The organism is Stenotrophomonas sp. MYb57 (assembly GCF_002966815.1).
Taxonomy (GTDB): Bacteria; Pseudomonadota; Gammaproteobacteria; order Xanthomonadales; family Xanthomonadaceae; genus Stenotrophomonas; species Stenotrophomonas indicatrix.
The window spans coordinates 2,807,380-2,833,150 of sequence record NZ_CP023271.1; the positions used below are offsets into that span (position 1 = coordinate 2,807,380).

The window sequence follows — 25,771 nt, forward strand, 5'->3', positions numbered from 1 at the left end:
GCCACTATGCAGTGCGGCGGCCGCGCGGGCAATGACCCGAACGCTGCCGGGTTTCGCGCGGTCAGTGCTATCGTGCCGCCAATCCCCTGCGCAGGAGCGCCCGCATGACCATCCGCCTGACTCTGTTGCTGCCCGCCTCGGCCTTGTTGCTGTCGGCCTGTGTCAGCACTCCCGGCCCGGAGGTCAAGGGCAGTGGCCGCTGCGATGCCAGCCAGCTGGGCTGGGCCATCGGCCAGCCGGCCAACGAGCCGAACATCCGCCGCCTGTCCAGCGAAAGCGGCGCCGGCATGGTCAACCCCATCGGCCCGGCCACCATCACCACCAAGGACATCCGCCAGGACCGCCTGCGCGTGTTCGTGGACAAGGACAACATCATCACCGCCACCCGCTGCGAGTAAGCGCGTCACGGCCGTTGCGCAGAGCCGGGCTTGCGCCCGGCTCCATGGTTCAGGGCTCGGTGTAGGCCGAGCACTCCGGCAGCGGCTGGTCCGGCTGGTACGCCCCTGACGTGAAGCGGAAGGTGCGCGTGTAGCTGCATTGCGCATCCTGTTCGGTGCGCAGGTCCTTCTTCGTCAACCGCCCCTTGGCCAGCGAGTCCCGCTGCGGTGATACCCCGGCCGGATAGTTGGTGGCCCCGGTCTGGTAGCGCAGTACGGGCATGTCCTGCGCTTCGGCTGCCAGCGCAAGTTCCGCATCGAAGCTGTACTCGTCATGGCAGGCGCCGGCACGCTGATCAAAATCGCGCTCGCTGAAACAGGCCCGGATCATCTTGTTGGCCGACCACGCAACGGACAGCACGTCGGCGTCCACCTGGATGCCATCGTCGAGATGACGGATGCGCGCCAGGTGCAGGGTCGATGCGCTGGCACCGCCGCCGGAATACATCGCACGGGCCTCCACCAGACCGCCGACGAGCACGTTCTGCAATGCGGCCTGTTGTGGATCGGCCACGGCCTGGACTGCCCCGGCGCCGGGCGCCAGGCGCACGATGAAGGGCCAGACCCGCAGGTCGCCATCGTCAACCACGTCGATGGGCACGTAGCGCATCTGCGGCTCGCCTTCAGCATCCGCGCGCTCGGCAACTTCCAGCGAGGCCGGCTGGTCTTCGCCCGCTGAAGGCAGCGCCTGCACGCACCACTGGCCATCAGCAGTGCAGTAGCGCTCCGGGCTGTCCGGTCCCTGCCCGCCCTGCAGCAGCAGCGTCTCCAGCCGGTTGCCTGCCGCGTCCCGTTGAACGGGCGCAACGTCCGCCGCTGCAGGCAACGACGATGCCAGCAGCAGTACAGACAGCACCGCGTAAGCCATGCGCGTGGAAACCATGATCATCCTGTGCGCACCGGCACGTCCTTGCGAGAGACCGATGGTAACGCAGGCGCCACGTTGCGGCTCAGTGCCCGTCGCAGTCGCAGCTGCCCCAGCCCCTCGCCTTCGACGTCTGGCCGATGCCGGGGTTGAAGGTATTGCTCGGGTCCAGCGTGCGGTAGAAGCCGGCCAGCGCCGGCTTGGCCGGATACAGGTGGCCGACGTTGTGCTCGGCCGGGTATTCCGCGCCGCGCTGGTCCAGCAACGCCCACATCGCATGCTCGATGGCCATCGGATCTTCACCCTTGCGCGCGATGTAGTCCTGGTGGAACACATGGCACAGGAAATGGCCGTAGTACAGCTTGTGCAGCAGGCGCCCATCGATATCGGCCGGCAGCTGCTCGAACCAGTCGGCGTCATCGCGGCGCAGCGCGATGTCCAGCGCGACGATGTCCTGCACCTGCCGGCGGTGCACTTCGCGGTAGCGCACCGCCGCACCGGCCACCGCGAAACGATGCAGGAAGGCCTTGCGTCCTTCGTCCGCCGTGCAATGGAAGTAGCCGCCTTCGTGGTCGTTGAAGAAGCCGCGCAGCCAGGCCTCGGTGGCAGCCGCATCCTGTGCGGACACCTTCAGCAGCAGGTGATGCTCGTAACGCTGGCGGAACTCGCCCATGCGCTTGGGCAGGTGCGAGGGCAACAGGCCGGTCAGCGCCTGCATCATGCGGTCGGTGACACCGCGCAGGCCCAGCCGTTCGAACCAGCCATCAACCCGGCTCTTCAGTGCGAATGCGGCCGGAACGCGCGCGGTACCGAGCTTGTCGATCAGCAGGAAACTGTCCTTGCCGTAGCGCTCGCCGATGTCATACGCATCACGGTGGATGTACTCGCCGGCGATGGGCAGGCGCTCGAAGCCGGTCAGCAGCTGGCGGCGGATCGCGGTCAGGCTGTCGGTGCGGTTGCTGCCGATATAGAAGACCTCGGCGGCCTCCTTCTCGAAGGTATCCAGGCGCACGGCGAACACCGCCAGCTTGCCGGCAGATCCGGCCGCCTCGAAATGGCGGCTGGGGTCGGCGTTGAAGCGTGCCGGGGTATCAGCATCGACCTTGCGCACTTCCTCGGCATAACGCGGATCGGAGGCGGCACGGCCATCACCGTCGCCGACATCGGCGGCGCTGTAGTCACCGCTCTGCAGGCGTTGCAGGATCTGCTCGGGCGTGTCGCCCAGCGCGATGCCCAGATGGTTGACCAGTTGCAGTTCACCCCGCGCGTCGACCTGCGCATACAGCGCCAGTTCGGTATAGGCCGGGCCGCGGCGCACCAGCGCGCCACCGGAGTTGTTGCAGATGCCGCCCAGCACCGAGGCGCCGATGCACGACGAGCCGATCACCGAGTGCGGCTCGCGGCCCAGCGGCGCCAGCGTCTGCTCCAGCCGGTCCAGCGTCGCGCCGGGCAGGCACAGCACCTGGCGGCCTTCATTCAACAGCTGGATGCCGGTCAGGCGCAGGGTGCTGACCAGCACGATCGGCCGGCCGTAGTCATCGCCGTCCGGGGTGGAACCGCCGGTCAGGCCGGTATTGGCCGCCTGCAGGATGATCGCGGCCGCGCCCTGCACCGCCGCCTGCAACACACGCCACAGTTCCAGCAGCGTGCCCGGGCGCACCACCGCCAGTACCGGGCCGTCACCGAAGCGATAGCCGCGACGGAAGCGACGGGTGGCCTTGTCGCCGGTCAGTACGTGGCGGTCCCCCACCGCGGCACGCAACTGTTCCAGCACCGTATCGCGATCACTCATGGCAGGCGCACCAGCGAATCACGGCCGATGTCGGCAATGCGATGCGCGCCGGTCAGGGTCATCGCCACGCGCATTTCCTTGGCGATCAGGTCCAGCAGGTTGGCCACGCCGGCCTCGCCCTGCGCGGCAAGAGCGTAGACGAACGCGCGGCCCAGCAGCACGGTGTCGGCGCCCAGCGCCAGCATGCGCACCACGTCCAGGCCGGTGCGGATGCCGGAATCGGCGAGGATCTTCAGGTCACCCTGCACGGCGTCGGCGATGGCCGGCAACGCCCGCGCGGTGGACAGCACGCCGTCGAGCTGGCGGCCGCCATGGTTGGAGACCACGATGCCATCGGCGCCGAACGCCACCGCATCACGCGCATCGTCCGGGTCGAGGATGCCCTTGATCACCATCGGGCCTTTCCAGAACTCACGGATCCACTCCAGGTCCTTCCACGAAATAGACGGATCGAAGTTGCTGCCCAGCCAGCCGATGTAGTCCTCCAGGCCCGTTGGGTTGCCACGGTAGGTGGAGATGTTGCCGAGGTCATGCGGGCGTCCGCGCAGACCCACGTCCCACGCCCAGCGCGGATGGGTGATGGCCTGGCCGATGCGGCGCATTGCAGCGTTCGGACCACTCATGCCCGAGTGTGCGTCGCGATAGCGCGCGCCCGGCACCGGCATGTCGACAGTGAATACCAGGGTGGTTACACCGGCCGCCTGCGCGCGCTCCAGCGCATTGCGCATGAAACCGCGATCGCGCAGCACGTACAGCTGGAACCACATCGGGCGCTGGATCGCCGGGGCGACTTCTTCGATCGGGCACACCGACACCGTGGAAAGCGTGAACGGAATGCCGCGGCTGTCGGCTGCACGCGCGGCCTGCACTTCGCCGCGACGGGCATACATGCCGGTCAGGCCGACCGGTGCCAGTGCCACCGGCATCGCCAGTTTCTCGCCGAACAGCTCGGTTTCCAGGCTCAGGTCGGACATGTTGCGCAGGACGCGCTGGCGCAGCGCGATGTCGGACAGATCGGATACGTTGCGCTTCAGCGTGTGCTCGGCATACGCGCCACCATCGATGTAGTGGAACAGGAACGGCGGCAGCCGGCGTTCGGCTGCGGCACGGTAATCGGTGGAGGCGGAGATGATCATGGGGTCAACCGTGTGGGGAAGGTAGACGCGAAGCCCGCGCACGCCGGGCTTCGTTGTCATCGAGGGTGCGCAGCGTGGTGTGCACGAACTCGAGGTGGGCATGCGCAGCGGCGCGCGCACGTTCGGGGTCGCCGGCCAGCACCGCATCCATCATTTCGCGATGCTGGTCGGACAGCGGCGAGAAGGTCCTGGCCGAGGTGTAGAGCTTTTCGCGGCTCTGCGAGATATTGGTCTGCAGCAGTTCGAACAGGCCGCGCATCACCTGCAGCAATACCAGGTTGTGCGAGGCCTCGGCGATGGACAGGTGGAAGGCCGCATCGGCCTGCGCCTCACCGGCGGGGTCGTCCTTGCCATGTGCATCCATCATGGTCTGGAACGCCTGGGCGATGCGCGCGCGGTCCTCGTCGGTGGCGCGCAGCGCGGCGTGCCAGGCCGTGGCGCCTTCCAGCGCGTGGCGGATTTCCAGCACATCGAAGCGGTATTCCGGGTCCCCCTGGAACAGCGGCAGGTACGGCACCAGCGGTTCATCCAGCGCCTGCCGCGCACGTGCGGCGGGCTCGCTCACGTAAGTGCCACCGCCTACCCGCGCGGTCAGCAGACCATGGCTGGACAACTGCGCGATGGCCTCGCGCAGCGCGGTGCGCGAGACCCCCAGCTGAACGGCCAGCGTGCGCTCGGCCGGCAGCCTGTCGCCCGGCTGCAACTGCTGTTCCTGCACCAGCGCACGCAGCTGCGCGGCCACCTTGTCCGAAACCCGTTGTGTGCTCATGGCGCCATTGTGGCCCGAAGCACGCCGCTGTTGGTCGGCCTGTACTGCATCGCTCAGGGAATCATCCAGGTCAACCAGTAGGCCTGGGCCAAGGTGATCAGGCCGACCATCGTGGTGAAGATCAGGCTGTGCTTGACGGTGAAGCGGAACAGGTCCGACTCCTTGCCGGCCAGGCCCACCGCCGCGCAGGCAATGGCTATGGACTGCGGCGAGATCATCTTGCCGGTGACACCGCCGGTGGTGTTGGCCGCTACCAGCAGCACGTCGGACACGCCGATCTGCTGCGCGGTGGTCGCCTGCAGCGCCGAGAACAGTGCATTGGACGAGGTATCCGAACCGGTCAGGAACACGCCCAGCCAGCCCAGGAACGGCGAGAAGAACGGGAACGCCTTGCCGGTGTGCGCCAGTGCCAGCGCCAGCGTTGCCGACAGGCCCGAATAGTTGGCGATGAAGGCGAACGCCAGCACCATGCCGATCGAAAAGATCGGCATGCGCAGTTCGCGCACGGTTTCAGCGAAGGTCTGCAGCGCCGAGCGCGCCGGCATGCGCAGGGCGATGATCGCGATGATTGCGGCAAGGATGATCGAGGTACCCGTGGCCGAGAACCAGTCGAACTTGTACACCGCCTCATAGCTCAGCGGCGCATCGACGATCGGCGGCATCTTCTGCACCATCTGGTCCAGGCCCGGCACCGGAATCTTCAGCACCCAGCCTTCAAGCGGGCCACCGGCTGCGAACAGCGACTTGAACGGCTTGATGCTCCACACGGTGACCATCGCAGTGAGGATCAGGAACGGCGACCACGCTTTGGCGATCTGGCCGACGCTGTGGCGCGGCGCCTCCATTGCCTGTGCTGCCGCCTCAGCACTGGTTTCGGTATCGAAGCGGAAGATCCGTACCGGCTTCCAGCGGCGCAGGAACAGGGTCAGGCAGACCAGCGACGCCAGCGAGGCGGTGATGTCCGGCAGTTCCGGGCCGATGAAGTTGGAGGTCAGGTACTGGGCGATGGCGAACGAACCGCCGGCCACCAGCACCGCCGGCCAGGTTTCCTTGATGCCGCGCCAGCCGTCCATGATCGCCATGATCCAGAACAGCACGATGACAGTCAGGAACGGCAGCTGGCGGCCGGCCATCTGGCCGATCTCGAAGGCATCCAGGCCGGTCACCTGCCCCGCCACGATGATCGGGATGCCCATCGCGCCGAACGCCACCGGCGCGGTGTTGACGATCAGGCACAGGCCGGCCGCATACAGCGGCTTGAAGCCCAGCCCGACCAGCAGCGCGGCGGTGATCGCCACCGGCGCACCGAACCCGGCTGCACCTTCCAGGAAGGCACCGAAGGCAAAGCCGACCATCAGCATCTGCAATCGCTGGTCCTCGGTGACCGACAGGATCGAGGCACGGATGATGTCGAACTGGCCGGTTTTGACCGAAACCTTGTACAGGAACACCGCGCCGATGATGATCCAGGCGATCGGCCACAGGCCATAGACGAAGCCGAAGCCGGCCGCGCCCAGCGCCTGCGCCACCGGCATGCGATAGAACAGCAGCGCCACGGCAAGGGCGATGGCCACCGTGATGGTGCCGGCGATCCAGCCCTTCATGCGCAGCACGGCCAGGGCGATGAAGAAGAAGGCGATCGGCAGCAGCGCGATCAGGCTCGACAACCACAGGTTGCCGGCGGGGTCGTACACGTGTTGCCAGGGCTGCATAGGGCTCTCGACAGGAACAGGGGGTTCCCCACCGGGTGGGGGCGTCGGGCCCGTCATATATTGGTCGTACCACATTGACCAACAATCGGACCACAGGCGCGAATTGAACCTCCAATCCTGCCGACAGCCTATTAGACCATAGGGCTATGCGGAATTATTGGTCGTACCATTTAGCGATTACAGCTTCTTCTCCACCCGCCGTATCAACGCCAGCACCAGCACGCACAGCACGCTGACACCGAGCGCGATCACGTACTTGCCGATGCCCACGGCAATACCGATGGCCGCGGCCATCACCAGCGAACTGGCCGTGGTGAGCCCGCTGACCTGGTCTTCGCGATTGCCGCGCAGGATGGTGCCGGCGGCAACGAAGCCCACGCAGGCCACCACCGCTTCGATCAATCGCACCGGGTCGACCTGCAGCAGATCGCGGTAGCGTTCCTGCTGGAAGTGTTCGGCCACCGAATCACCGAGGCCGACGATCAGCGCAGCGGCACCGGCAATCAGCATGTGCGTGCGCAGGCCGGCAGCGTGCTTGCCCATCTCACGTTCAACGCCCAGCACGCCGCCAAATACCATGGCGGCGGCCACGCGCAGCAGAATGGACATGTCCTGGGTAAGTTCCATGGGGAGGCTCCGGAAGTTTCCCGGAGCGTTGCTCGGCGGCCGTGGGACGGGGGTGAAGGCGATGGCACGCCCTCTTCACCGGGCGATGCCGCCTTGTTCCATGCAACGGGAGTTGCCGGCCAGCGGCCGGCACTACTGCGCCAGATAACCACCGTCGATGGCGTAGTAGGCACCCGTCGCGAACGAGGCATCGTCGCTGGCCAGCCAGGCGACCAGCGCGGCCACTTCCTGCGGCGTTCCCAAACGCTTGAGTGCATGCCGGCCCTCCAGGGTGGCACGCACTTTGGCGTCCATCTTTTCCAGCAACGGCGTGTTGATGAAGCCCGGGCCCACCGCATTGATGCGGATGCCATCGGCAGCGTGCTCCCATGCAGCCGTCTGGGTCAGGCCGACCACGCCGTGCTTGGCCGCCGCATAGGCGGTCGAACCGGCATACCCGACCTGGCCCAGGATGGAGGCCATGTTGATGATGCTGCCGCCGCTGCCCGCCGTGCGCATCGCCTGGATCTGCGCCCGCTGGCACAGGAACACGCTGGTCAGGTTCACATCGACCACGCGCTTCCAGCCATCGATGGGATAGTCGCCGCTGCTTGCCGCTGGCCCGCCGATGCCGGCGTTATTCACTGCAACATGCACGCCGCCCAGTTCCTTCACCGTGCGCTGCACCGCCGCTTCCACCGCCGCCTCGTCGGTGACATCCAACGCGACACCGATGGCCTCGGCCCCCTGGTTGCGCAGCGTGGCCACCGTGGCATCCACCGCATCCTGCTTCAGGTCCCACACCGAAATGCGCGCACCCGATGCAGCGAGCGTTTCCGCTACCGCCAGGCCGATACCGGATACACCGCCGGTGACGATCGCGGTTTTTCCGTTGAGTCGGTAATCAATCATCTGTGGTCTCCATCTGTTGGGAAATCGATGCGGACAGAACCGTCCGACCTCACCGACACTACGCCCTTCTTCGTGACGAAAGCGCTGCATGCGTGATACTTGCGCGCATGCCCGCCACCTGAGCTCCCATGCGTACAGCCTGCGTTCCACTTTCTGCCGATGCCGAACGGCGGCTGGATACCGATTCCTGCCTGGCGATCTGTACGAAGTGATGCTCAGCGATGCCACGGTCGATCTGCTGTTCGACAGCGGCTTCCTCACTACCCTCAATACGCGGTTCGGCCTGCTCTTTGACCACTACGAAGACGAATCGATCACCCGTCCCGAGCAGTTACAGTACGCACGCGCATTGCTGCGCGATCTTCAACTTGGCCGTAAATGCCAATCGATTGACCCGTTGGATATCGCATTCGGGCTGGCATTGGAGAAAATGACAGGAATCTATTTCCAACTCTGAAAGCGCAGGACCGATCCGCGCTGCAGGTGCACGATGGAACGTGCGGGCACATCGTCGCCGGCACCCATCATCCATGGTTGAGCGCCGAGCGATGTCCCGATATTTCACGTTTGCCGATTACCGCCGTTTTGGCCAGCGACACGGCTATGACTACCGTGCCGATCCAAGCCACCTGCGCGAAGAACAGTGGGCCGGTCACGGCGACCTGCACGAACAGACCCTGCGCGGCGGCATGAGCCTGCTCGCATCGGATGTGCACAACCGCATCGCCTACACCGCCACAGCGCACGAACGGCCCGGCCTGGTCATCCGCGTGATGCTGCAGGGCCAGGTCGACGTGCAGGTTCCCAACCGCAGTGACTTCAGCCTGCGCGCAGGCACCGCAGTGACCACCAGCCACCGCGACCATGTGGCAATGGTCGGCGTCCATCCCGGCAATATGCGCCTGCGTGGCATCAGCCTGATGGTGCCAGCCGATCTGGACCCGGACCTGCTGCGGCAACCGCAATTGCAGCGGGCATTGGGTTCACACATGGAATGCAGGCACTGGGCGATTCCGCACGCGATGCTGCCGCCTCTCGCGCAGCTGTTCGACAGCCCCTGGCAGGACGGCCTGGACGCGCTGTGGCGCGAGGGCATTGCCCTGCAGTTGCTGTCCACCGGCCTGCAGGCCGATGATCTGCACGCCGAAGGTGCGCGTGCGCTGCGCAGTGGCCAGCGGGCGCGGCTGGAACGCGTACGGACGTTCCTGCACGACGACCCTGGCCATGCGCACAGCCTGCTGGAACTTGCCCAACTGGCCTGCATGAGCCCCAGCGCACTGCGCCGGCACTTCGTCCAGGCGTATGGCTGCTCGGTGTTCGACTACCTGCACGAACAACGCATGCGACATGCCGAGCAGGGCCTTCGCGAATCCGGCTGGAGCGTGGAACAGGCGGCTGCGGAAACCGGCTATCGGCATCCCAGCAACTTCGCTGCCGCATTCCGCAAGCGCTTCGGGCTGGTGCCCAGCCGCTGGCGCACCGGCCCTTCGAAGGTTGGTTGAAGCGCATCTGCCCGGGCTGGTGTCGACCTTGGTCGACACGCTTTCGCGCCACCGCGTTGCCGGCCAGCGGCCGGCACTACCCCCTCGGTCCTGCAAGCGATCTGTCCGGTAGGTGTCGACCTTGGTCGACACGCTTTCGCGCCACCGGGTTGCCGGCCAGCGGCCGGCAATACCCCATCAGTCCTGCAGGCGATCTGTTCCGGTAGGTGTCGACCTTGGTCGACACGCTTTCGCACCACCGCGTTGCCGGCCAGCGGCCGGCACTACCCCGTCGGTCCTGCAAGCGATCTGTTCACGCTTTCGCACCATCGCGTTGCCGGCCAGCGGCCGGCACTACCACACCCAGCGCAACCGACATCGCGCGACCGGGGTAGCGCCGGGCCGTGCCCGGCGTCATCCCCTCTGTCTCAGTACACCGGCAGTTCGATGTAACTGGCCTGCGCGGCGCTGTGCCATACCCGCTGCGTCGCCTTCTGGTAGTCACCCGGCTTGGCCAGGTAGATGTTCGGCACGTAGGTCTGTGGGTTGCGGTCGTACAGCGGGAACAGGCTGGACTGCACCTGCACCATCACCCGGTGGCCCTTCTGGAAGGTGTGGTTGGCATTGGGCAGGTCGAAACGGTACGGCAGCACCTGGTTGGCCGCCAATGCCTTGGGGTCGCTGAAGCTCTCGCGGTAGCGGCCACGGAAGATCGCCAGCGACACCGGCAGCTCATAGCCGCCCATCTCCGGTGTCGATGCTTCCTGGTCGGGATACACGTCGATCAGCTTCACCACCCAGTCGCTGTCGGTGCCACTGGTGGACGCCTGCAGGTTCACCACCGGCGTACCTCCGATGCGCAGCGGTGCGGTCAACGGCTCGGTGATGAAGGTCAGCACGTCGGGGCGGCCATCGACGAAGCGCTGATCCTTGACCAGCCAGGTGGTCCACATGTCGCGGTCGCCAAAGCGCACCGGACGCGGCACGAACGGCACCGGCTTGGACGGATCAGACACGTATTCCTCGAAGTCGCCCTCGCCCGCCGCCGGCGCCTGGAACGCCAGCTTGCCACCGGCACGCAGGTACAGCGGCTTGCTGTTTGCCGCGCACGCCTTCTCGCAGCTGCGCGGCCAGCCCTGCAGGCGGTCCCAATGGTTTTCACCGGTGTTGTAGACCAGCACTGGTGGCGTATCGGCCTTCGGCGCGCCATCCACCAGATACTGGTCGAAGAACGGCTTGAGCACGTCGCGGCGGAACTGCAGCGCGGTATCGCCATCGAATTTCAGCGCCCCAAGCTGGCTGCCGTCATAGTTCACCTGGCTGTGCCGCCACGGGCCCATCACCAGGTAGTTGTGGGTGTTGCCGGTGTCGCGCCCTTCCATCGCCTGGTAGGCGTGGTTGGCACCCCACATGTCTTCCTGGTCCCACAGGCCCTGCAGCCACATGGTCGGCACCTTCAGCGGCGTCTTCGCCATCACCGCATCCAGCGCCTGGCCCTGCCAGAACGCATCGTATGCGGGGTGCTGTACCAGCTTTTTCCACCAGGTCAGCTGGTCCACGCCGGTAAAGCGCGCGTAGTCACCGGCCGAGCCGATGCGCAGGAAAGTGCTGTAATCGTCGTAGCCCAGCGACGGCAGCGGCGTGCCCTTGCCACGCTTCTCGGTCTGCATCGCGAAGTAGTTGAAATTGACCTGGCGGAAAGCGCCGTAGTTGAGCCAGTCGTCACCCATCCAGCCATCGACCATCGGGCTCTGCGGCGCGGCCACCTTCAGTGCAGGGTGCGGATCGGTCAGCGCCATCACCACGGTGAAGCCTTCGTACGACGAGCCGAGCATGCCGACCTTGCCGTTGGTCTCCGGCACATGCTTGACCAGCCAATCGATGGTGTCCCACGCGTCGGTGGAATGATCGACCTTGGTACCGTTCAGTGGCCCACGCAGCGGCCGCGTCATCACGTAATCGCCTTCGGAGCCGTACTTGCCACGGATGTCCTGGAACACGCGGATGTAGCCGCCATCGACGAACACTTCATCGCCCTGCGGCAGCAGATCGCGCATGCGCGGCGAATCGCTGCGGCTGGCGCGGCCCGCGGCGTCGTACGGTGTGCGGGTCAGCAGGATCGGTGCATTGTGGGCACCCTTGGGCACCACGATCACCGTGTACAGCTTGGTGCCATCACGCATCGGCACCATCACCACGCGCTTGTCGTAGTCGCGGCCCACATCGGGGGCGACGAAGGGTTTTCCGCTGATGTCCGGGGTCATCGGCGGCGTGTCGGCGGCCAGCACGGCGCTGGACAGGCTCAGGGCTACGGCAACAGCAACGGCACGCACACGCATGGACATCACCTCCCGGCAGGAAAGGCCCCAGCCTACTCCCGTAGCCCCCGGCAAAGCGTGTGCCTGCTTTGCATTCTGCGGCGTTTACAGGCAGGACTGATGGCACATGTGCGGTCTGCTGCCGCCGCGCTCACCGGGCATGGCCCGGTGCTACCCGTTCACGGCCAACCACGGTAGCGCCGGGCCATGCCCGGCGGATCCGTCACGCCACCGGTACTTCATGCAGGGCCAACCAGCGCCAGCGCCCTCCTTCCTGCCGCAGCACTGCCAGCGATTCCCGCCATTCGGTTTCTTCCCCACCCACGGCATGCCCTTCGCGATAACGCAGCACCGCCAGCGGCGACGGCGCTTCCACCGCCTGCACGGCCTCGATGGCGATCCGCAGTCCCGGCCGGGCGCCGTGTCCGCCCACGAACAGCGCCTGCACGGCGGCGCGGTCCAACCTGCGACCGGAGATGCCGACCATGCTGAAGTCCGCGCAGAAATGTTCCATCAGATCAGCCAGTGCATCGGCCTCGATCTCTGCGCGGAACCAGGCCTGCAGCTTGTCGTGCAGCAGGTGGATTTCGTGTTCGGCGGTCATGTCCATCAAGCAGTCTCCGGAGTGGCAAGGGAATGCAGCTGCGACCGGCGCAGCAGCGCCAGCGGCAACAGGGTGAGTACGGCCGCCAGGCCCAGCGCCACGCCGGTGGCATGCGCCGGCCACCACTGCGTGGCCAAGGCCAGCAGCAGAGCAATGGCGGCGGTACCCAGGCAGAAGCTGAGCTGGCGGTTGAGGTTCCACAGCGCACTGGCATCGCCCAGCGCCTCGGCGTCCACACCATGGAACGCCAACGTCTGCGCGGTGCTGCTGCACAGGCTGCCGCCAGCGCCCATCAGGGCGAACAGCGTTGCGGCCAGCGTGAAGGGGGGCTGCGATTGCAGCGCCATCAGCAGCAGACCGCTGGCCTGCAGGACCATGCCCAGCCGCAGCACCGAGCCCGGCCCGAAGCGCGCCAGCAAGCGTCGGCTGCCGGTGATTGCCAGTGCCGAGGCCAGCGCCCACGGCAACATCAAGGCGCCGATCTGCGCGGCGCTGTAACCGGCGTGGTTCAACTGCAGGGTACTGGCCAGCTGGCTGCCGATGAACACACCCGGCACCGCCAGATAGACCAGCATCGCCATGCGCAGGCCTCGATGGGACAGCAGCGACCAGCGCAGCAGCGGCTGCGGCTGCCGGCGTGCATTACGCAGGTGGGCGACGGCCAGCACTGCTGCCAGCAGCAGCAACCCTGCGCCGGCGAAGCGATGGCCGGGCTCACCCAGCCAGGTCAATGCCAGCAGCAGCGCGCCCAGCGCAGACATGGCGGTGGCCAGTGCATAGCCCTGCAGGCGTGGCGCACTGCGCAGGCCATCGGCCGGCATCCACGCCAGCACCAGGGCGATCGCCAGCACCGCCAGCGGCAGGCTGGCCCACAGCACGCCGCGCCAGGACAGCCACTGCACCAGCAGGCCGCCAAGAGCCGGTGCAAGCGCCGGCACCAGCAACGCCACCAGCAGGATGCGCCGGGTCAGCGCACCGCGTTGCTCAGGCGTGCACTGCCGGTACGCCGCCGCCTGCGCCACCGGAATCAGCAGCCCGCCAGCCAACCCCTGCAGCAGCCGCCAGCCCAGCAGCCAGCCGATGGACGGCGCGGCGCCGGCCAGGCCCGCAGCCACCGCGAACAGCAACAAGGCAGCCAGCAGCAGGCGACGCTCGCCGCAGCGCGCGGCCAGCCACGGGGCCAGCGGAATCACCACGCTCAGGCCCAGCATGTAAGCCGTGCCTACCCAGGCCAGGGTGCCGATGTCCGCATGCAGCTCGGCCGCCAGCGCCGGGTAGGCCACGGTGGCGATGAACATGTTGACCAGGTCCAGCGCGAACACTAGCAGGAAGATCGCCTCATGGCGCAGGCGTGGGGAAGGCATCAGCAGGCTCCAGCAGCGAAGGCGACAGCATCGCGGACCAGCGTTGTTGGAAAAACACGACGGCAGCTGCAACACTGTCAAACCTGTTTTGACAATCAGCCACCATGGTCAGCCTCGATCGCTTCGATATCTTCCGTGCCGTGGTCGAGGCCGGCAGCCTGACCGCCGCCGCCGAGCGCCTGGGCCTGAGCCGGGCCGTGGTCAGCTTCAACCTGAAGCGGCTGGAGCAGGAGCTGGGGGTAACCCTGCTGCTGCGCAGTACCCGCCACCTGGCGCTGACCGAGGCCGGCGAACAGTTCCTGCAGCACTGCGTGCAGGCACTGGATGCCGCGCAGGCAGCCATCGATGCCGCGCGCCGCGACCAGCATCAACTGCAGGGCGTACTGCGCCTGACCACCACCCCGGAGTACGCGCAGCTGCGGCTGATTCCAGCACTGGAAGCCTTCCGCGCGCAGCATCCAGCGCTGGCGCTGCATCTATCGACCTCGCCAGCCCCGGCCGACCTGATTCCCGAGCGCTTCGACCTGGCGATCCGCCTCGGCCGCCTGCCCGATTCGCAACTGCATGCCACCGAGCTGGAACGTCACCCGCTGTGCGCGGTCGCCGCTCCGGCATTGCTGGCGCGCCTGGGGTCCGCCGAGGCGGTGGATGATCCGGTGCTGCTGGGCACCCTGCCCCGCCTCGGCTATCCGCGCCTGGCCGATGTGCCGGTGGTCGCGCCGGATGGCAGCGATGCATTGTTCGCCACCAATCCGGGCAACGCGGTGATACGCGTGGATGGGGCCAGCAGCCTGCGCGCGTTCGCCGTGGCCGGTGCAGGAGTGACCGTGCTGCCACGCTGGCTGATCGAGGACGATCTCGCCCACGACCGCCTGCGGCCGGTGCTGCGCCAGCATCGTTTCCCGCAGCAGAGCGTGTACGCGGTGTACCCGCACAGCAGCCAGCCCTCGCCGAAGGTGCGGCAGCTGATCGATTTCCTGCGCGGGTGGTTTGGTGACGACGCCAGCTGAATCCTTCGCCCGCCGGGCATGGCCCGGCGCTACCGGGATGCCCGTAATCGGGTAGCGCCGGGCCATGCCCGGCGAGCGCAGCGGCACCCCGTAAACAGACACGGCCCCTTGCGGGGCCGTGTCTTCAACCATCAGTACCGCAGCGGATCAGCGCAGCACCTGCTCCACCAGCTGCACGTCCACCTTCTGCAGCGGCTCGGCGGCGTTGCGCGACAACTGCACCTGGTAGGTGCCGCCGGCGATCTTCCACTGGCGTGCCTGCGCATCGTAATGCGCCAGGGTCTTCGGCTCGGCTTCGATGCGGATGCGGCGCTGTTCGCCCGGCTGCAGCTCGACCTTGTCGTAGCCGATCAGGCGGATCGGCGTGGCGCTGCCGGCCGGCAGCTTCAGGTACAGCTGGGCGACGTCGGCACCGGCACGCTTGCCGGTGTTGCGGATGTCGACGCTGGCAACCAGGCGCGAACCCTCCACGCTCACCTTCAGGTTTTCATAGGCGAACGAGGTGTAGGACAGGCCGTGGCCGAAGGCGAAGGTCGGGGTCAGGCCCTTGGCCGCCATCCACTTGTAGCCGACGTTGGCGCCTTCGATATCGAAATCGAACACATCGCCGAACGGCTTGGCCGGCTTGAAGCCAAGGCCATCGATGTGCGGGCGCGGCAGCTGCGATTCGTCCACCACCCAGGTCACCGGCAGGCGGCCGGACGGATTGGCCTGGCCGGTCAGCAGTGCGGCAATGCCTTCACCGCCACGGATACCCGGGTACCAGGCCTGCAGCACCGCCGGCACCTGCGCCAGCCACGGCGTACGCACCGGACCGTTGGTTTCCAGCACCAGCACGGTCTTCGGGTTGGCCTTGGCCACCGCCGAAATCAACCCATCCTGGTTGTCCGGCAGCTGCATGTCCGGCAGGTCCACCGATTCGGCCGCCCACTGGGTGGCGAACACGATGGCCACATCCGCCTGTGCAGCAGCCTTGGCCGCAGCGGCGGCATTGGTGCCGTCCACATAGGTGATGGTGGCGTCCGGACGCGCGGCACGCAGCGATTCCAACGGCGAGGACGGATGGAATATCACCGGGCCCGGCCAGGTGGTCGGCAGCACGCCCGGCACCGCGTTGGTGCCCTTGGCCGTGACGCCCACCATCGACGAACCACCGCCACCGATCACGCCCTTGTCGGCATGGCCACCGATGATGACGATGCGCTTGGCGCTGTCGGCCAGCGGCAGCAGGCTGCCTTCATTGCGCAGCAGCACGCTGCCTTCTTCCACCGTGCGCTGGGCCACGGCGAAACCGGCTTCGGCGTCGACCTTCTGGTGCTGCGGCGGGTTGTCGAAGTTGCCGTGCAGGAACATCGTGCGCAGGATGCGCGCGACCATGTCGTTCAGGCGCGCCTGCGGTACCACGCCGCCGTGCACGGCCAGGCGCAGCGGCTCATCGAAGAACACCGCCGCATCGAACACTTCACCGGCGGACTGCTGGTCCAGGCCGGCCAGCGCCGCCTTCGAACCGCTGTGCACGCCGCCCCAGTCGGACATCACGAAACCGGGGAATTTCCACTCCTGCTTCAGCACCTGGTTCATCAGGTAGCCGTTTTCGCAGCCGTAGGTACCGTTGATCTTGTTGTACGAGCACATCGCCACGCCCGGGCGTCCGGCTTCCAGCGCGATCTCGAACGCCAGCAGATCCGACTCGTGCATGGCCTGCTCGCCAATGCGCACGTCGTGGAAGTTGCGGCGGGTCTCCATGTCGTTCAGCGCGAAGTGCTTCATCGACGAGATCACGTGCTGGCTCTGCACGCCCTGGATCACTGCGCCGACCATCGAACCGGCCAGCAGCGGGTCTTCACCAGCATATTCGAAGTTGCGGCCGTTGCGCGGGTCACGCTGCAGGTTGACGCTGCCGGACAGCAGGATGTTGAAGCGCTGCTGCCAGGCTTCGCGACCCATCGTCGCGCCACCGGCAAAGGCAACACCGCGGTTCCAGGTGGACGCCGTGGACGGGCCCGACGGCATGGCGGTGGCGAAATCACCCGGGCGGATGCCACCGGGATTGGTCACGCCCACGCCGGCGTCGGCCGACTGCTGCGACGGAATGCCCAAGCGCGCTACGCCCGGCACGAAACCGGCCGAACCCACCGCACCTTCCGGCAGCTTGCCACCGTCCTTGCCCAGCCCGAAGTAGCTGTGCAGCATCTGGAACTTCTCGTCCTCGGTCATCGCCTTCAGCAGCAGCGCAGCGCGCGCATCGGCGGTGAGCGTGGTATCCATCCACGGCTGCTCGCCGCCCTTGTCAGCCGCATAGGCCAGGGTCAGCAGGGTTGCACGCAGCGCGCTGCCTTCAACCTTGAACGGCGCACTGCTGGCGGCCTGGAAGCCATCGCTGAAATAGCTGGCATCGGCCTCCAGGGCCACGCGTGCCGGATCGAAGCCGGCCGCTTTGGCCGATTCACCGGCCACCGCGCCGAGCAGCACCGCCGGCGCGCCCAGTCGCGAACGCGACACCAGTGCCGGCAACTGCGAAGCACCGGCGCCAGCGTCGGTGTACACCGCCACTGCATGGCGGCCGTCATCCAGGCGCAGGTAGTTCAGGCCCGGCTGGTCGGGGCCGGATTCGGCGGCGATCGGCAGCCGGGTCAACACGGCCTGGCCGTGCTGGGTCTGGCCGTCATCCTTGCCGGCGGCGATGAAGCGGTACTGGTAGCCCAGGCCATCGGCCAGCAGCTGCAGCGGATCGACCTGGCCGATGCCGCGCTGTACCTGGCGAACGCTGACCGCATCCACCTGCAGGGTCTTCAACTGGGCAGCCAGGGCCGGCATCGCGTCCGCGGTCGGCGCCTGTTCCAGGGTCAGCACGGTGAAGGCGGCGGAGTCGGCCCAGGCCGGGGTGGCCAGTGCGGCAGACAGGGCCAGGGACAGGGCGAGCGGCTTTGTAAACGTTTTCATCGGCGGGCGTAATTCCGTTGCCAAGGCAATCGGTCCAGGGAAAGTGCCGCCGAAGGGTGCAGCGTCATGCCGCGCATGCGTTGCCGGGCAACGCCTTGCAGGCCAGAGGACGGGCCGGTCTGCGCGCGGGACCCTCCTCCCGTGCGTGACAACCTGCCTGTCCGGGCCGCGCAGGGCGACCCATCATGTGAAGAGTGTGCGAGGGCGTTCATCGCTGTCAACAGGACCTAAGTCACAGGCGCGATGTGCGGACTGGTTATCAGCCCATCACCGGCGGTCATCAACGGGCTGCACGGCGCTGCCGATAATGGTTCTCCCCGGCGACGATTCGAGCCCATGACCGTACATCGCGACTTCGACCATCTCTGGCGCGACCGCTGTGACACCTCCAGCCAGCGCAGCCCGCGCGTGTTGATCCGGGTGTTCGTCGCCCCCGGCGAACTGGAACGCAGCGTGGCCTTCTACGAGCAGCTGCAGGGTGTGGTCGCCGATGCCGGCTTTCCGTTTCCCGATGCGGGCCTGCGGCTGGCGATGGTCGGTGCGTTCCTGCTGATCGAAGGCTGCGACGAGGCGCTGGCGCCGTTCACGTCGACCACGGGCACGTTGCTGGTCGACGACGTTCGGCCTTATCACGACAAGCTGGTGGCCGCCGGCGCCGAGATCATCTTTCCGCTGCAGGTGGTACCGACCGGTGCGGCGTTCAATGCGGTGCATCCCGATGGCACCGTGGTCGAGTACGTGCACCACCGGCCGGACCCGCAGGGGCGGTGAGGTGGCGGCCGGGCTGCGCCCGGCACCCGTAGAGGCAACGGCCAATGCAACAGCAGAAGCAAAAGCTGGGCTCCTATGGGTAGGCGGGGTGGGTCCGGTTGCGGGGGACGCCGTGAATCCATCCATGGAGGCTCGGTCGCGCCATCCATGGCGCTCACGCCCCCGCAACCGGACCCACCCCGCCTTCGACAGATTTCCGGCGCGCAGTAGATCCACGCCATGCGTGGATGTTTTTCCCATGAACCTTTGCGGCATACGTCATCCACGCATGGCGTGGATCTACAATTCCTCCATGTCCTCCTCCGCTCTACCCTGGAATGGCACCCTGCTGCTGGATGCACACGTGGCCGTGCTGCAGGGCCACGCCGGTGACAGCGCCGCGCATGCGCACTACGCCCATCAGCTGCTGCTGAGCGACGGCGACCCTTGGCAGGTCGAGATCGATGGCGTGCAGCAGCAGGGCCAACGGCTGTGGCTGCGCTCCTTCCAATCGCACGCGATCCTGTCGGCGCCCGCTGACGGCTGCACGGTGTTCCTCGAACCGGCACATGCCGACCTCGAACAGATCCAGCAGCATCTGCAGTCGTTGCCCGGCAATGCTGCGCAGCTGCACGAGTGGCTGCCGCGACTGAGCCGCCCACAGCCCCTGGACCGCCGTGTGCAGGCGGCGCTGGCCCGCATCACCCAGCACCTGCCCGGCCCGGTGCCGGCCGCCGATATCGCCGAGGCCGCGCATCTGTCGACCAGCCAGCTGCATCGGCGCTTCCAGTCCGAGCTGGCAGTGACCCTGCGCGGTTGGGTGCTGTGGCAACGGCTGCGCAGTGCGCTGGCGCATCATCTGCGCGGGCACAGCCTGACCGACAGCGCGCATGCCGCCGGTTTCGCCGATCTTCCCCACCTCTCGCGCAGCCTGCGCCGCATGTTCGGCATCGGTGCCGCGCAACTGCAGGGCCTGCAGCTGCACGCGGCCTGACGCATCGATCACCCGCGCCTGCGCAGTCCTTCCGGAAGTTCCGGCACCTCGCCATGGGGCAGCGCGCGGAAGGGGGCCAGCAGTTGTGCGGAATACGCCTGCGGATAGTCCGGCTGGCTGCCGATGCCCAGATCACGCTGCCGCAACCGATAGCCCGGTGCATCAAACGCGGTCCCCAGCAGGTGGTCCCACACGGTGAAGAACAAACCGAAATTGACATCACCTGCAGTGCCATAGCGGATGTGGTGGAAGCGGTGCAGCGGTGCCCATGCCATCATCCGGCCCAACACACCCGGGCGCATGTCCACGTTGGAATGCTGCAGCAGCAGCTGGATCGCGATGGCGAACGCCAGCACTGCGGCCACCGGCATCGGCATGCCCAACAGCAGCAGCGGCAGTACGCCGCCCACCGCTTCGGCGGCCTGGTGCAGTGGGTGTTTCATCAAACCATTGAAGCCATACATGCGGGTCACGCTGTGATGCACCGCATGCAGCCGCCACAACCAGCCGATGCGATGGCTGGCGTAGTGCACCAGGGTGATGCCAAGGTCAGCGGCGATGATCGCCACCAGCACCTGCAGCGCGAATGGCCACTGCGTCGGCCAGACGTGCCAGGGCACGATTGCCGCCAGCATCGGCACCGTGGCGATCGACAGCAGGTTCAGGCTTTCATTGACCAGCGCATGCAGGACGTCGCGCAGGCGGTCACCCTGGTCGTGGTTGAACGCCGGATCGTAAGGCCACAGCAGCTCGGCAGCGAACGACACCGCGATGGCGACAGCCAGCAAGGCAAGCAGCCACAGCGGGTCACCGTGGGAGTGGCCGACCCAGGTGATGGCGGCGGCAACAAAACCCAGCAGGAACAACGGGGCATACAGGCGGAGCATCCAGTGCTTCATGGCTGGCTCTGAACAGTGAGGGGCCTGCATGCTGGCGCGGCATGCGGGCTACAGGCTTGAACAAACAGCGCAACCCCGCGTCCGCTCACGTTGAATGCCTACCTTGGTGGGCGATCCACGTCTGGCGTGGATCTACAATGTCGACCTCATCGCGGCCTGGACCGGCATGGATTCCTTCACCTTGATGCGCGCCTTCCGCCGCATCGTCGAACGCGGCAGCCTCGCCCGTGCTGCCGAAGACCTGGGCCTGTCGCCAGCCGGGTTGAGCAAGCAGCTGCGCACGCTGGAAACGCACCTGGGCGTAGTGCTGCTGCAGCGGACCACCCGCCGCATGAGCCTGACCGAAACCGGCCATGCCTATTACCGCGAATGCTGCCGCCTGCTCGATGAGCTGGACGCGCTGGAGCGCGGCATCGCCGAACAGCGCGGTGAAGTGAGCGGGCGCCTGCGGGTCAATGCACCGCAGTCATTCGCACTGAGCACGCTGTCGCCATTGCTGCCACGCTTCCTGCAGCAGCATCCGCAGCTTGCACTGGACCTGGTGATGGAAGACCGTCTGCTTGATGCGGTTGGCGAAGGGTTCGATGTATCCCTGCGCATCCGCGCCGAACTGGAAGATTCGCGGCTGGTCGCACGCCGCCTGGCTTCGCTGCAGCAGGTGCTGTGCGCGGCACCGTCCTATCTGCAGCACCATCCGGCACCGCAGGTGGTGGAAGAACTGCAGGCGCACAGCGTGCTTGGCTACAGCCTGTCCGATTCACCCGGCAGCTGGCCGCTGCTCGGCCCCGATGGCCAGGTCACGGTGACCCTGCCGACACGGGTCACCGCCAACAACAGTCTGCTGCTGCGTGACCTGCTGGTCGCCGGCCTCGGTATCGGTGCGCTGCCCTCGTTCCTGGCCGCACCGGCACTGGCCAGCGGCGAACTGCAGCAGGTGCTGCCCGACCATCGCTATCCGCCGCGGTTCGTCTACGCGGTCTACCCCACCGCGCGCCACCTGCAACCGAAGGTGCGCGCCTTCATCGATTTCCTGCACGCCGAACTGCCCGCCTGCGCCGGGTTGGATTCGTAACCGCCAGCGAAAACTGAGCTGCCCGCCGCGTGCTGTTTCGGCCCGGCGCCACTGCCTACTCTGCCGCCTCCCCTCTCACGGACGGCAGGCCGATGATCGCCTCTCCTTCGCTGACCACCACTGCACCGGTGGTCGATTTCTTTCATGACGTGGTCTGCGGCTGGTGCTTCGTGCTGGCCCCGCGCCTGCAGCAGGTCTCGGTCGAACTCGGCATCCAGGTCCGCCACCGCAGCTTCGTGCTGCAGGACTCGCGCGAACAGATGATCGAGGTATTCGGCTCGATGCCGCGCGCCAAGGCCATCATCCTGCGCCACTGGGCCGACTGCGCCGCGCATGACGACAGCGCGCGCATCGATATCGACGGCATGCGGGCACAGGACTTCGAATACCCTTCCGGTTGGCTGGGTGCACTGGCCTGCCAGGCCGCCGGCATGCTCGGCGGCAACGCCGCACACGGCGCGATGTTCGATGCCGTGCAGTGGGCGCACCTGCACCAGCACCGAAACATCGGTGACGTCGAGGTGCTGCTGGACATCGCCGAACAGCTGGGGCATCGGCGTGGCGTCTTCGCCGACCGGATGCGCAGCGATGAGGTGCGCCAGCGCGTGCAGGCCGACCGCGCTGAAGCTGCCGCACTCGGCATCCGCTCCATCCCCACCGTCATCACCGGCAACGGCCTGCGCCTGCAGACCCTGCCGCTGCCGCAACTGCGCCAGGCCCTGGCGCCGCTGGTCGCGGCCTGAGCCGCACCGTTCCCCCACCTTCAAGGAGATTCCCATGACCCCACGTACCCTGGGCACCGCCCTGGCCCTGCTGTTGGCCGGCGCCGCGGCTTCCACCGCCGTGTCCGCGCACGAACGCGTTCCCTCCGGCCAGCAGGTCGGCACCAGCCCCTGGGGGCCGAAGGACGAGATCGGCCGCCTCAACCTGATCACCGAGGCCTCACGCGCAGCGATCCTGTCGCGGGTCAGCGGCGGCAGAGCCTACGATCTGGCCACCGAGTACTACGTCGGCATGCCCAGCTGGCAGGATGCCGGCGACCCGCACTACCAGTTCTGGATGACCCACACCCCGCGCGGCACGGTGATGGACGACCCGATGGGCGTAGGCGAGACGATGAACCTCACCCGCAGCTACACCGGCACCGCGTTCTCGATGTACAGCCACACCGGCACCCACATCGATGCGCTGAACCACTTCGGCATCCATGGAAAGATCTGGAATGGCTTCAAGGCCGACAAGCACCTCGGCGACCGCGGCTGGAACGTCACCGGCATCGAGAAATTCCCGCCGCTGATCGCCCGTGGCGTACTGATCGACGTGGCCGGCGCCAAGGGCATGGACATGCTGCCGGACAGCTACCGCGTCACCCGCCAGGACCTGAAGGATGCGCTGGCGCGCCAGCACGTGCAGCTGCAGCAGGGCGACATCGTACTGATCCGCACCGGTCGCATGCGCCTGTTCGAACAGCCCAAGGCCTACATGGCCAACCCGCCGGGCATGGGCCTGGATGCGGCGCGTTTCCTGGTGGAGGACAGCGGCGCGATGATCGTCGGCGCCGACAACCTCAGCTTCGAGACCTTCCCTTCCGAAGTGTCCGACGACTACGTGCCCCTGCACACCTACCTGCTGGCGCAGCAGGGCGCGCCGATCATCGAGCTGGTGGCGCTGGATGAACTGGCGCGCGACAAGGTCTACGAGTTCGCCTTCATCGGTGGCCCGCTGAAGATCCGCGGCGGCGACGCCGCGCCACTGCGCCCGGTGGCCCTGCCGGTCCGCCCGTGACCCGATAGCCGGGCCAGGGTGGGCGGTGCCGACCTTGGCCGGCACCGCTTTTCCCGCATCCAGGCCCCCGTTCCCCAGCAGATCCACGCCATGCGTGGATGCTTTATTTCCTTCAGCAAGCTGAAACCCCGCCCTCCGATTTCATTAGTAATATTACTCACAAGCCGAGTAGCATGTCCGGTCTCAGCCCCTGATATCGGCCTGTCGATACTCGCTCCATGCCTGCCGTTTCCGCCCACTTCTGCCGCTTCCCGCCAGCCCGGCGCCTCCCCCGGAGGACCGGCTGATGGGCGCCGTCGTCGCCCTCGACCGCCTGCTGGACGGCCGCCAGGTCTGGCGCGGGCCGGCACGCCAGGGGCAGGCCAGCGACCATCTGGCCAGTGGCCACCCGGCGCTGGACGCGCGCCTGCCCGGCGGTGGCTGGCCAGCCAGCGGGCTGTGCGAAGTACTGCAGGCCGCACCTGGAGTCGGTGAACTGGCCCTGGTCTGGCCGGCGCTGGCAAAGCTGAGCCAGCACCCACGGCCGATCGTGCTGGTCGCCCCACCCCATCGCCCGCACGCCCCGGCATGGGCCGCCGCCGGGCTCGACCTGGCCCAGCTGCAGATCATCCACGCCGCACCGAAGCAGGCGCTGTGGGCGGCCGAGCAGTGCCTGCGCTCTGCCGCCTGCGCCGCCGTGCTGTGCTGGCCGCAGCAGGCCGACGATCGTGCCCTGCGCCGCCTGCAGGTTGCCGCCGACAGCGGCCAGTGCCTGGGTTTCGTGTTCCGCGAGGCCCGCGCCGCCCGCAACCCCTCCCCGGCCAGCCTGCGCCTGCAGCTCGACCATGGCCAGGTGCGGGTGCTGAAGTGCCGCGGCGGGCTGCCACCGGCGCAGCCGTTGCCGCTGGCCATCGCCCACTGAGGCCGCGCCATGCACTGGGCCTGCCTGTTGTTGCCGCAGCTGGCGCTGGACAGCGTGCTGCGCCTGCAGCCCGATCCACAGCGGCCACTGGTACTGCTGCAGGGGCCGGCGCAGCGTCGTGTGCTGCGTGCGGTCAGCCCTGCCGCGCGGGCAGCGGGGCTGCGCCCGGGCATGTTGCTGTCGGCCGCGCAGGTGCTGGTGCAGGACCTGCAGCTGCATGACTACGATCCCAGCGCCGAACAGCACACCCGGCAGTTGCTGGCCAGCTGGCTGTATGCCACCAGCTCGCTGGTCAGCCTCGATTTTCCGCATGCGCTGGTGCTGGAGATCGGTGCCAGCCGTGCCCTGTTCGGCGATTGGCTGACGATCGAACAACGCCTGCGCAACGGCCTGCACGACCTGGGCTTCCGCCATCGCCTGGTCGCTGCCCCCAACCCGCATGCCGCGCGCGTGCTGGCCAATGTGCACGATGGCCTTGGCATCGATGCGCAGCAGCTGCCCGCCGCACTGGCACAGCTGCCGCTGGCGCGTAGTGGCCTGCCCGTTGATGCGGTGACCGTGCTGGCACGCTCCGGTCTGCGCACGCTGGGGGCGGCCTTCGACCTGCCGCGCGAAAGCCTGGCCCGCCGCTTCGCCCCCGAGGTACTGCAGCAGCTGGATGCCGTGCGCGGTTTGGGCAACGCGCCGCTGCGCTATTACCAGCCGCCGGACCGGTTCGATGCGCGCATCGAATTCGAATACGAGATCGAATCCAGCCAGGCCCTGCTGTTCCCGCTGCGGCGCCTGCTGCTGGATCTGGCCGCATTCCTGTGTTCGCGCGATGGTGGCGTGCAGCGTTTCGATCTGCACTTCGAGCATGACCTGCTGCCGGCCAGCGTGCTGACCATCGGCCTGCTGGCCCCCGAACGCGATGCGGCGCTGCTGTTCGAGATCGCACGCAACCGCATGGAAGCCTTCGCCCTGCCCGCCGGCAGCCGTGCGTTGCGCCTGCAGGCCGAGCAGCTGCCGCCGTTCGTGCCGGCCGCACGTGACCTGTTCGATACCCGCCCGGCGCAGGCGATGCCATGGACCCAGCTGCGCGAGCGCCTGCGTGCCCGCCTCGGCGATGACGCCGTGCAGCCACTGGCCGTGCAGGCCGACCACCGCCCCGAACGCGCCAGTGGCACCCAGCCACCGGCCAAGCCACCCGCTTGGTGGCCGCTGCGCCCCGGCTGGCTGCTGGAGACGCCACAGCCGCTGCGCGATCCGCGCCTGCGCATCGTCGCCGGGCCGGAACGGATCGAATCGGGCTGGTGGGACCAGGCCGATGCACGCCGCGACTATTACGTGGTGGAAACTGCGCAGGGCCAGCGGGGCTGGGCCTTCCGCACGCGCAATGATCCGCATGCGCCGTGGATGCTGCACGGCTGGTTCGGTTGAGC

General features: G+C 67.3%; 23 protein-coding genes. 11 read left to right on the forward strand and 12 right to left on the reverse strand.

From position 1 onward, the window contains the following. Positions 1-104: 104 nt before the first annotated feature. Positions 105-398, forward strand: coding sequence for a hypothetical protein (locus tag CLM74_RS12870; RefSeq protein WP_025878511.1), 294 nt, complete (start codon positions 105-107; stop codon positions 396-398). Positions 399-447: 49 nt separating this feature from the next. Here CLM74_RS12870 and CLM74_RS12875 read toward each other — a convergent pair whose 3' ends face one another. From CLM74_RS12875 to CLM74_RS12905, 7 genes are all read right to left on the reverse strand, one after another. Continuing rightward, the gene (locus tag CLM74_RS12875) at positions 448-1,320 is read right to left on the reverse strand and encodes a hypothetical protein (RefSeq protein WP_234003356.1); all 873 of its coding nucleotides are present in this window, start codon (positions 1,318-1,320) and stop codon (positions 448-450) included. 67 nt (positions 1,321-1,387) lie between these two features. After that, a complete protein-coding gene (gene dld, locus CLM74_RS12880; protein WP_105164255.1) occupies positions 1,388-3,094 on the reverse strand; it encodes a D-lactate dehydrogenase in 1,707 nt (568 codons plus the stop codon). Next, positions 3,091-4,230, reverse strand: a complete 1,140-nt coding sequence (lldD, locus tag CLM74_RS12885) for an FMN-dependent L-lactate dehydrogenase LldD (protein WP_033831370.1) — start codon at positions 4,228-4,230, stop codon at positions 3,091-3,093. Before lldD ends, dld begins: the two co-directional genes overlap by 4 nt. Positions 4,231-4,234: 4 nt before the next feature. Continuing rightward, entirely contained in the window at positions 4,235-4,999 is a 765-nt protein-coding gene (gene lldR, locus CLM74_RS12890; protein WP_032975263.1) for a transcriptional regulator LldR, read from the reverse strand. A gap of 53 nt (positions 5,000-5,052) precedes the next feature. Continuing rightward, positions 5,053-6,711: an L-lactate permease gene (lldP, locus tag CLM74_RS12895; protein WP_025878506.1), complete on the reverse strand. Its 1,659-nt coding sequence runs from the start codon at positions 6,709-6,711 to the stop codon at positions 5,053-5,055. A gap of 177 nt (positions 6,712-6,888) precedes the next feature. Further along, positions 6,889-7,338, reverse strand: a complete 450-nt coding sequence (locus tag CLM74_RS12900) for an MgtC/SapB family protein (RefSeq protein ID WP_032975262.1) — start codon at positions 7,336-7,338, stop codon at positions 6,889-6,891. 132 nt (positions 7,339-7,470) lie between these two features. Beyond that, on the reverse strand, positions 7,471-8,229 hold the full coding sequence (locus CLM74_RS12905; RefSeq protein ID WP_025878504.1) for an SDR family NAD(P)-dependent oxidoreductase: 759 nt from the start codon (positions 8,227-8,229) through the stop codon (positions 7,471-7,473). Positions 8,230-8,317: 88 nt separating this feature from the next. On the opposite strand from CLM74_RS12905, the gene CLM74_RS12910 reads away from it, so the two are divergent. Continuing rightward, positions 8,318-8,686: a hypothetical protein gene (locus CLM74_RS12910; RefSeq protein WP_158684148.1), complete on the forward strand. Its 369-nt coding sequence runs from the start codon at positions 8,318-8,320 to the stop codon at positions 8,684-8,686. 91 nt (positions 8,687-8,777) lie between these two features. Further along, a complete protein-coding gene (locus tag CLM74_RS12915) occupies positions 8,778-9,731 on the forward strand; it encodes an AraC family transcriptional regulator (protein WP_025878502.1) in 954 nt (317 codons plus the stop codon). Positions 9,732-10,138: 407 nt separating this feature from the next. On the opposite strand, the gene CLM74_RS12920 is transcribed toward CLM74_RS12915, so the two are convergent. From CLM74_RS12920 to CLM74_RS12930, 3 genes are all read right to left on the reverse strand, one after another. Then, entirely contained in the window at positions 10,139-12,049 is a 1,911-nt protein-coding gene (locus CLM74_RS12920) for a CocE/NonD family hydrolase (RefSeq protein ID WP_025878501.1), read from the reverse strand. A gap of 202 nt (positions 12,050-12,251) precedes the next feature. After that, the gene (locus tag CLM74_RS12925) at positions 12,252-12,638 is read right to left on the reverse strand and encodes a DUF4440 domain-containing protein (RefSeq protein ID WP_105164257.1); all 387 of its coding nucleotides are present in this window, start codon (positions 12,636-12,638) and stop codon (positions 12,252-12,254) included. After that, complete coding sequence (locus CLM74_RS12930) at positions 12,638-13,996, reverse strand: MFS transporter (RefSeq protein WP_105164258.1); 1,359 nt, start codon at positions 13,994-13,996, stop codon at positions 12,638-12,640. The genes CLM74_RS12925 and CLM74_RS12930 overlap by 1 nt, the downstream gene beginning before the upstream one ends. 104 nt (positions 13,997-14,100) lie before the next feature. Here CLM74_RS12930 and CLM74_RS12935 point away from each other — a divergent pair, with 104 nt between their 5' ends. Further along, a complete protein-coding gene (locus CLM74_RS12935; RefSeq protein WP_032975257.1) occupies positions 14,101-15,006 on the forward strand; it encodes a LysR family transcriptional regulator in 906 nt (301 codons plus the stop codon). A 147-nt stretch (positions 15,007-15,153) separates the two neighbouring features. On the opposite strand, the gene CLM74_RS12940 is transcribed toward CLM74_RS12935, so the two are convergent. Beyond that, a complete protein-coding gene (locus tag CLM74_RS12940) occupies positions 15,154-17,949 on the reverse strand; it encodes a glycoside hydrolase family 3 C-terminal domain-containing protein (RefSeq protein WP_105164259.1) in 2,796 nt (931 codons plus the stop codon). A 336-nt stretch (positions 17,950-18,285) separates the two neighbouring features. Here CLM74_RS12940 and CLM74_RS12945 point away from each other — a divergent pair, with 336 nt between their 5' ends. Both CLM74_RS12945 and CLM74_RS12950 read left to right on the forward strand, forming a co-directional pair. Continuing rightward, on the forward strand, positions 18,286-18,720 hold the full coding sequence (locus CLM74_RS12945) for a glyoxalase/bleomycin resistance/dioxygenase family protein (RefSeq protein ID WP_025878496.1): 435 nt from the start codon (positions 18,286-18,288) through the stop codon (positions 18,718-18,720). Positions 18,721-18,988: 268 nt separating this feature from the next. Then, entirely contained in the window at positions 18,989-19,693 is a 705-nt protein-coding gene (locus CLM74_RS12950) for an AraC family transcriptional regulator (RefSeq protein WP_105164260.1), read from the forward strand. A gap of 8 nt (positions 19,694-19,701) precedes the next feature. Here CLM74_RS12950 and CLM74_RS12955 read toward each other — a convergent pair whose 3' ends face one another. Then, positions 19,702-20,580, reverse strand: a complete 879-nt coding sequence (locus CLM74_RS12955) for a sterol desaturase family protein (RefSeq protein WP_234003360.1) — start codon at positions 20,578-20,580, stop codon at positions 19,702-19,704. Between the two features lie 178 nt (positions 20,581-20,758). On the opposite strand from CLM74_RS12955, the gene CLM74_RS12960 reads away from it, so the two are divergent. The 5 genes from CLM74_RS12960 (at position 20,759) to CLM74_RS12980 (ending at position 25,769) form a co-directional block, all read left to right on the forward strand. Further along, positions 20,759-21,664, forward strand: a complete 906-nt coding sequence (locus CLM74_RS12960; protein ID WP_059064466.1) for a LysR family transcriptional regulator — start codon at positions 20,759-20,761, stop codon at positions 21,662-21,664. A gap of 92 nt (positions 21,665-21,756) precedes the next feature. Further along, positions 21,757-22,407, forward strand: coding sequence for a DsbA family protein (locus CLM74_RS12965; RefSeq protein WP_032975254.1), 651 nt, complete (start codon positions 21,757-21,759; stop codon positions 22,405-22,407). 34 nt (positions 22,408-22,441) lie between these two features. Continuing rightward, entirely contained in the window at positions 22,442-23,449 is a 1,008-nt protein-coding gene (locus tag CLM74_RS12970; protein WP_105164262.1) for a cyclase family protein, read from the forward strand. A 286-nt stretch (positions 23,450-23,735) separates the two neighbouring features. After that, positions 23,736-24,350 (forward strand): translesion DNA synthesis-associated protein ImuA, encoded by a 615-nt coding sequence (imuA, locus tag CLM74_RS12975; RefSeq protein WP_033831381.1) that lies wholly within the window; start codon positions 23,736-23,738, stop codon positions 24,348-24,350. 9 nt (positions 24,351-24,359) lie between these two features. Then, positions 24,360-25,769, forward strand: coding sequence for a DNA polymerase Y family protein (locus CLM74_RS12980; RefSeq protein ID WP_033831382.1), 1,410 nt, complete (start codon positions 24,360-24,362; stop codon positions 25,767-25,769). Positions 25,770-25,771 lie beyond the last annotated feature (2 nt).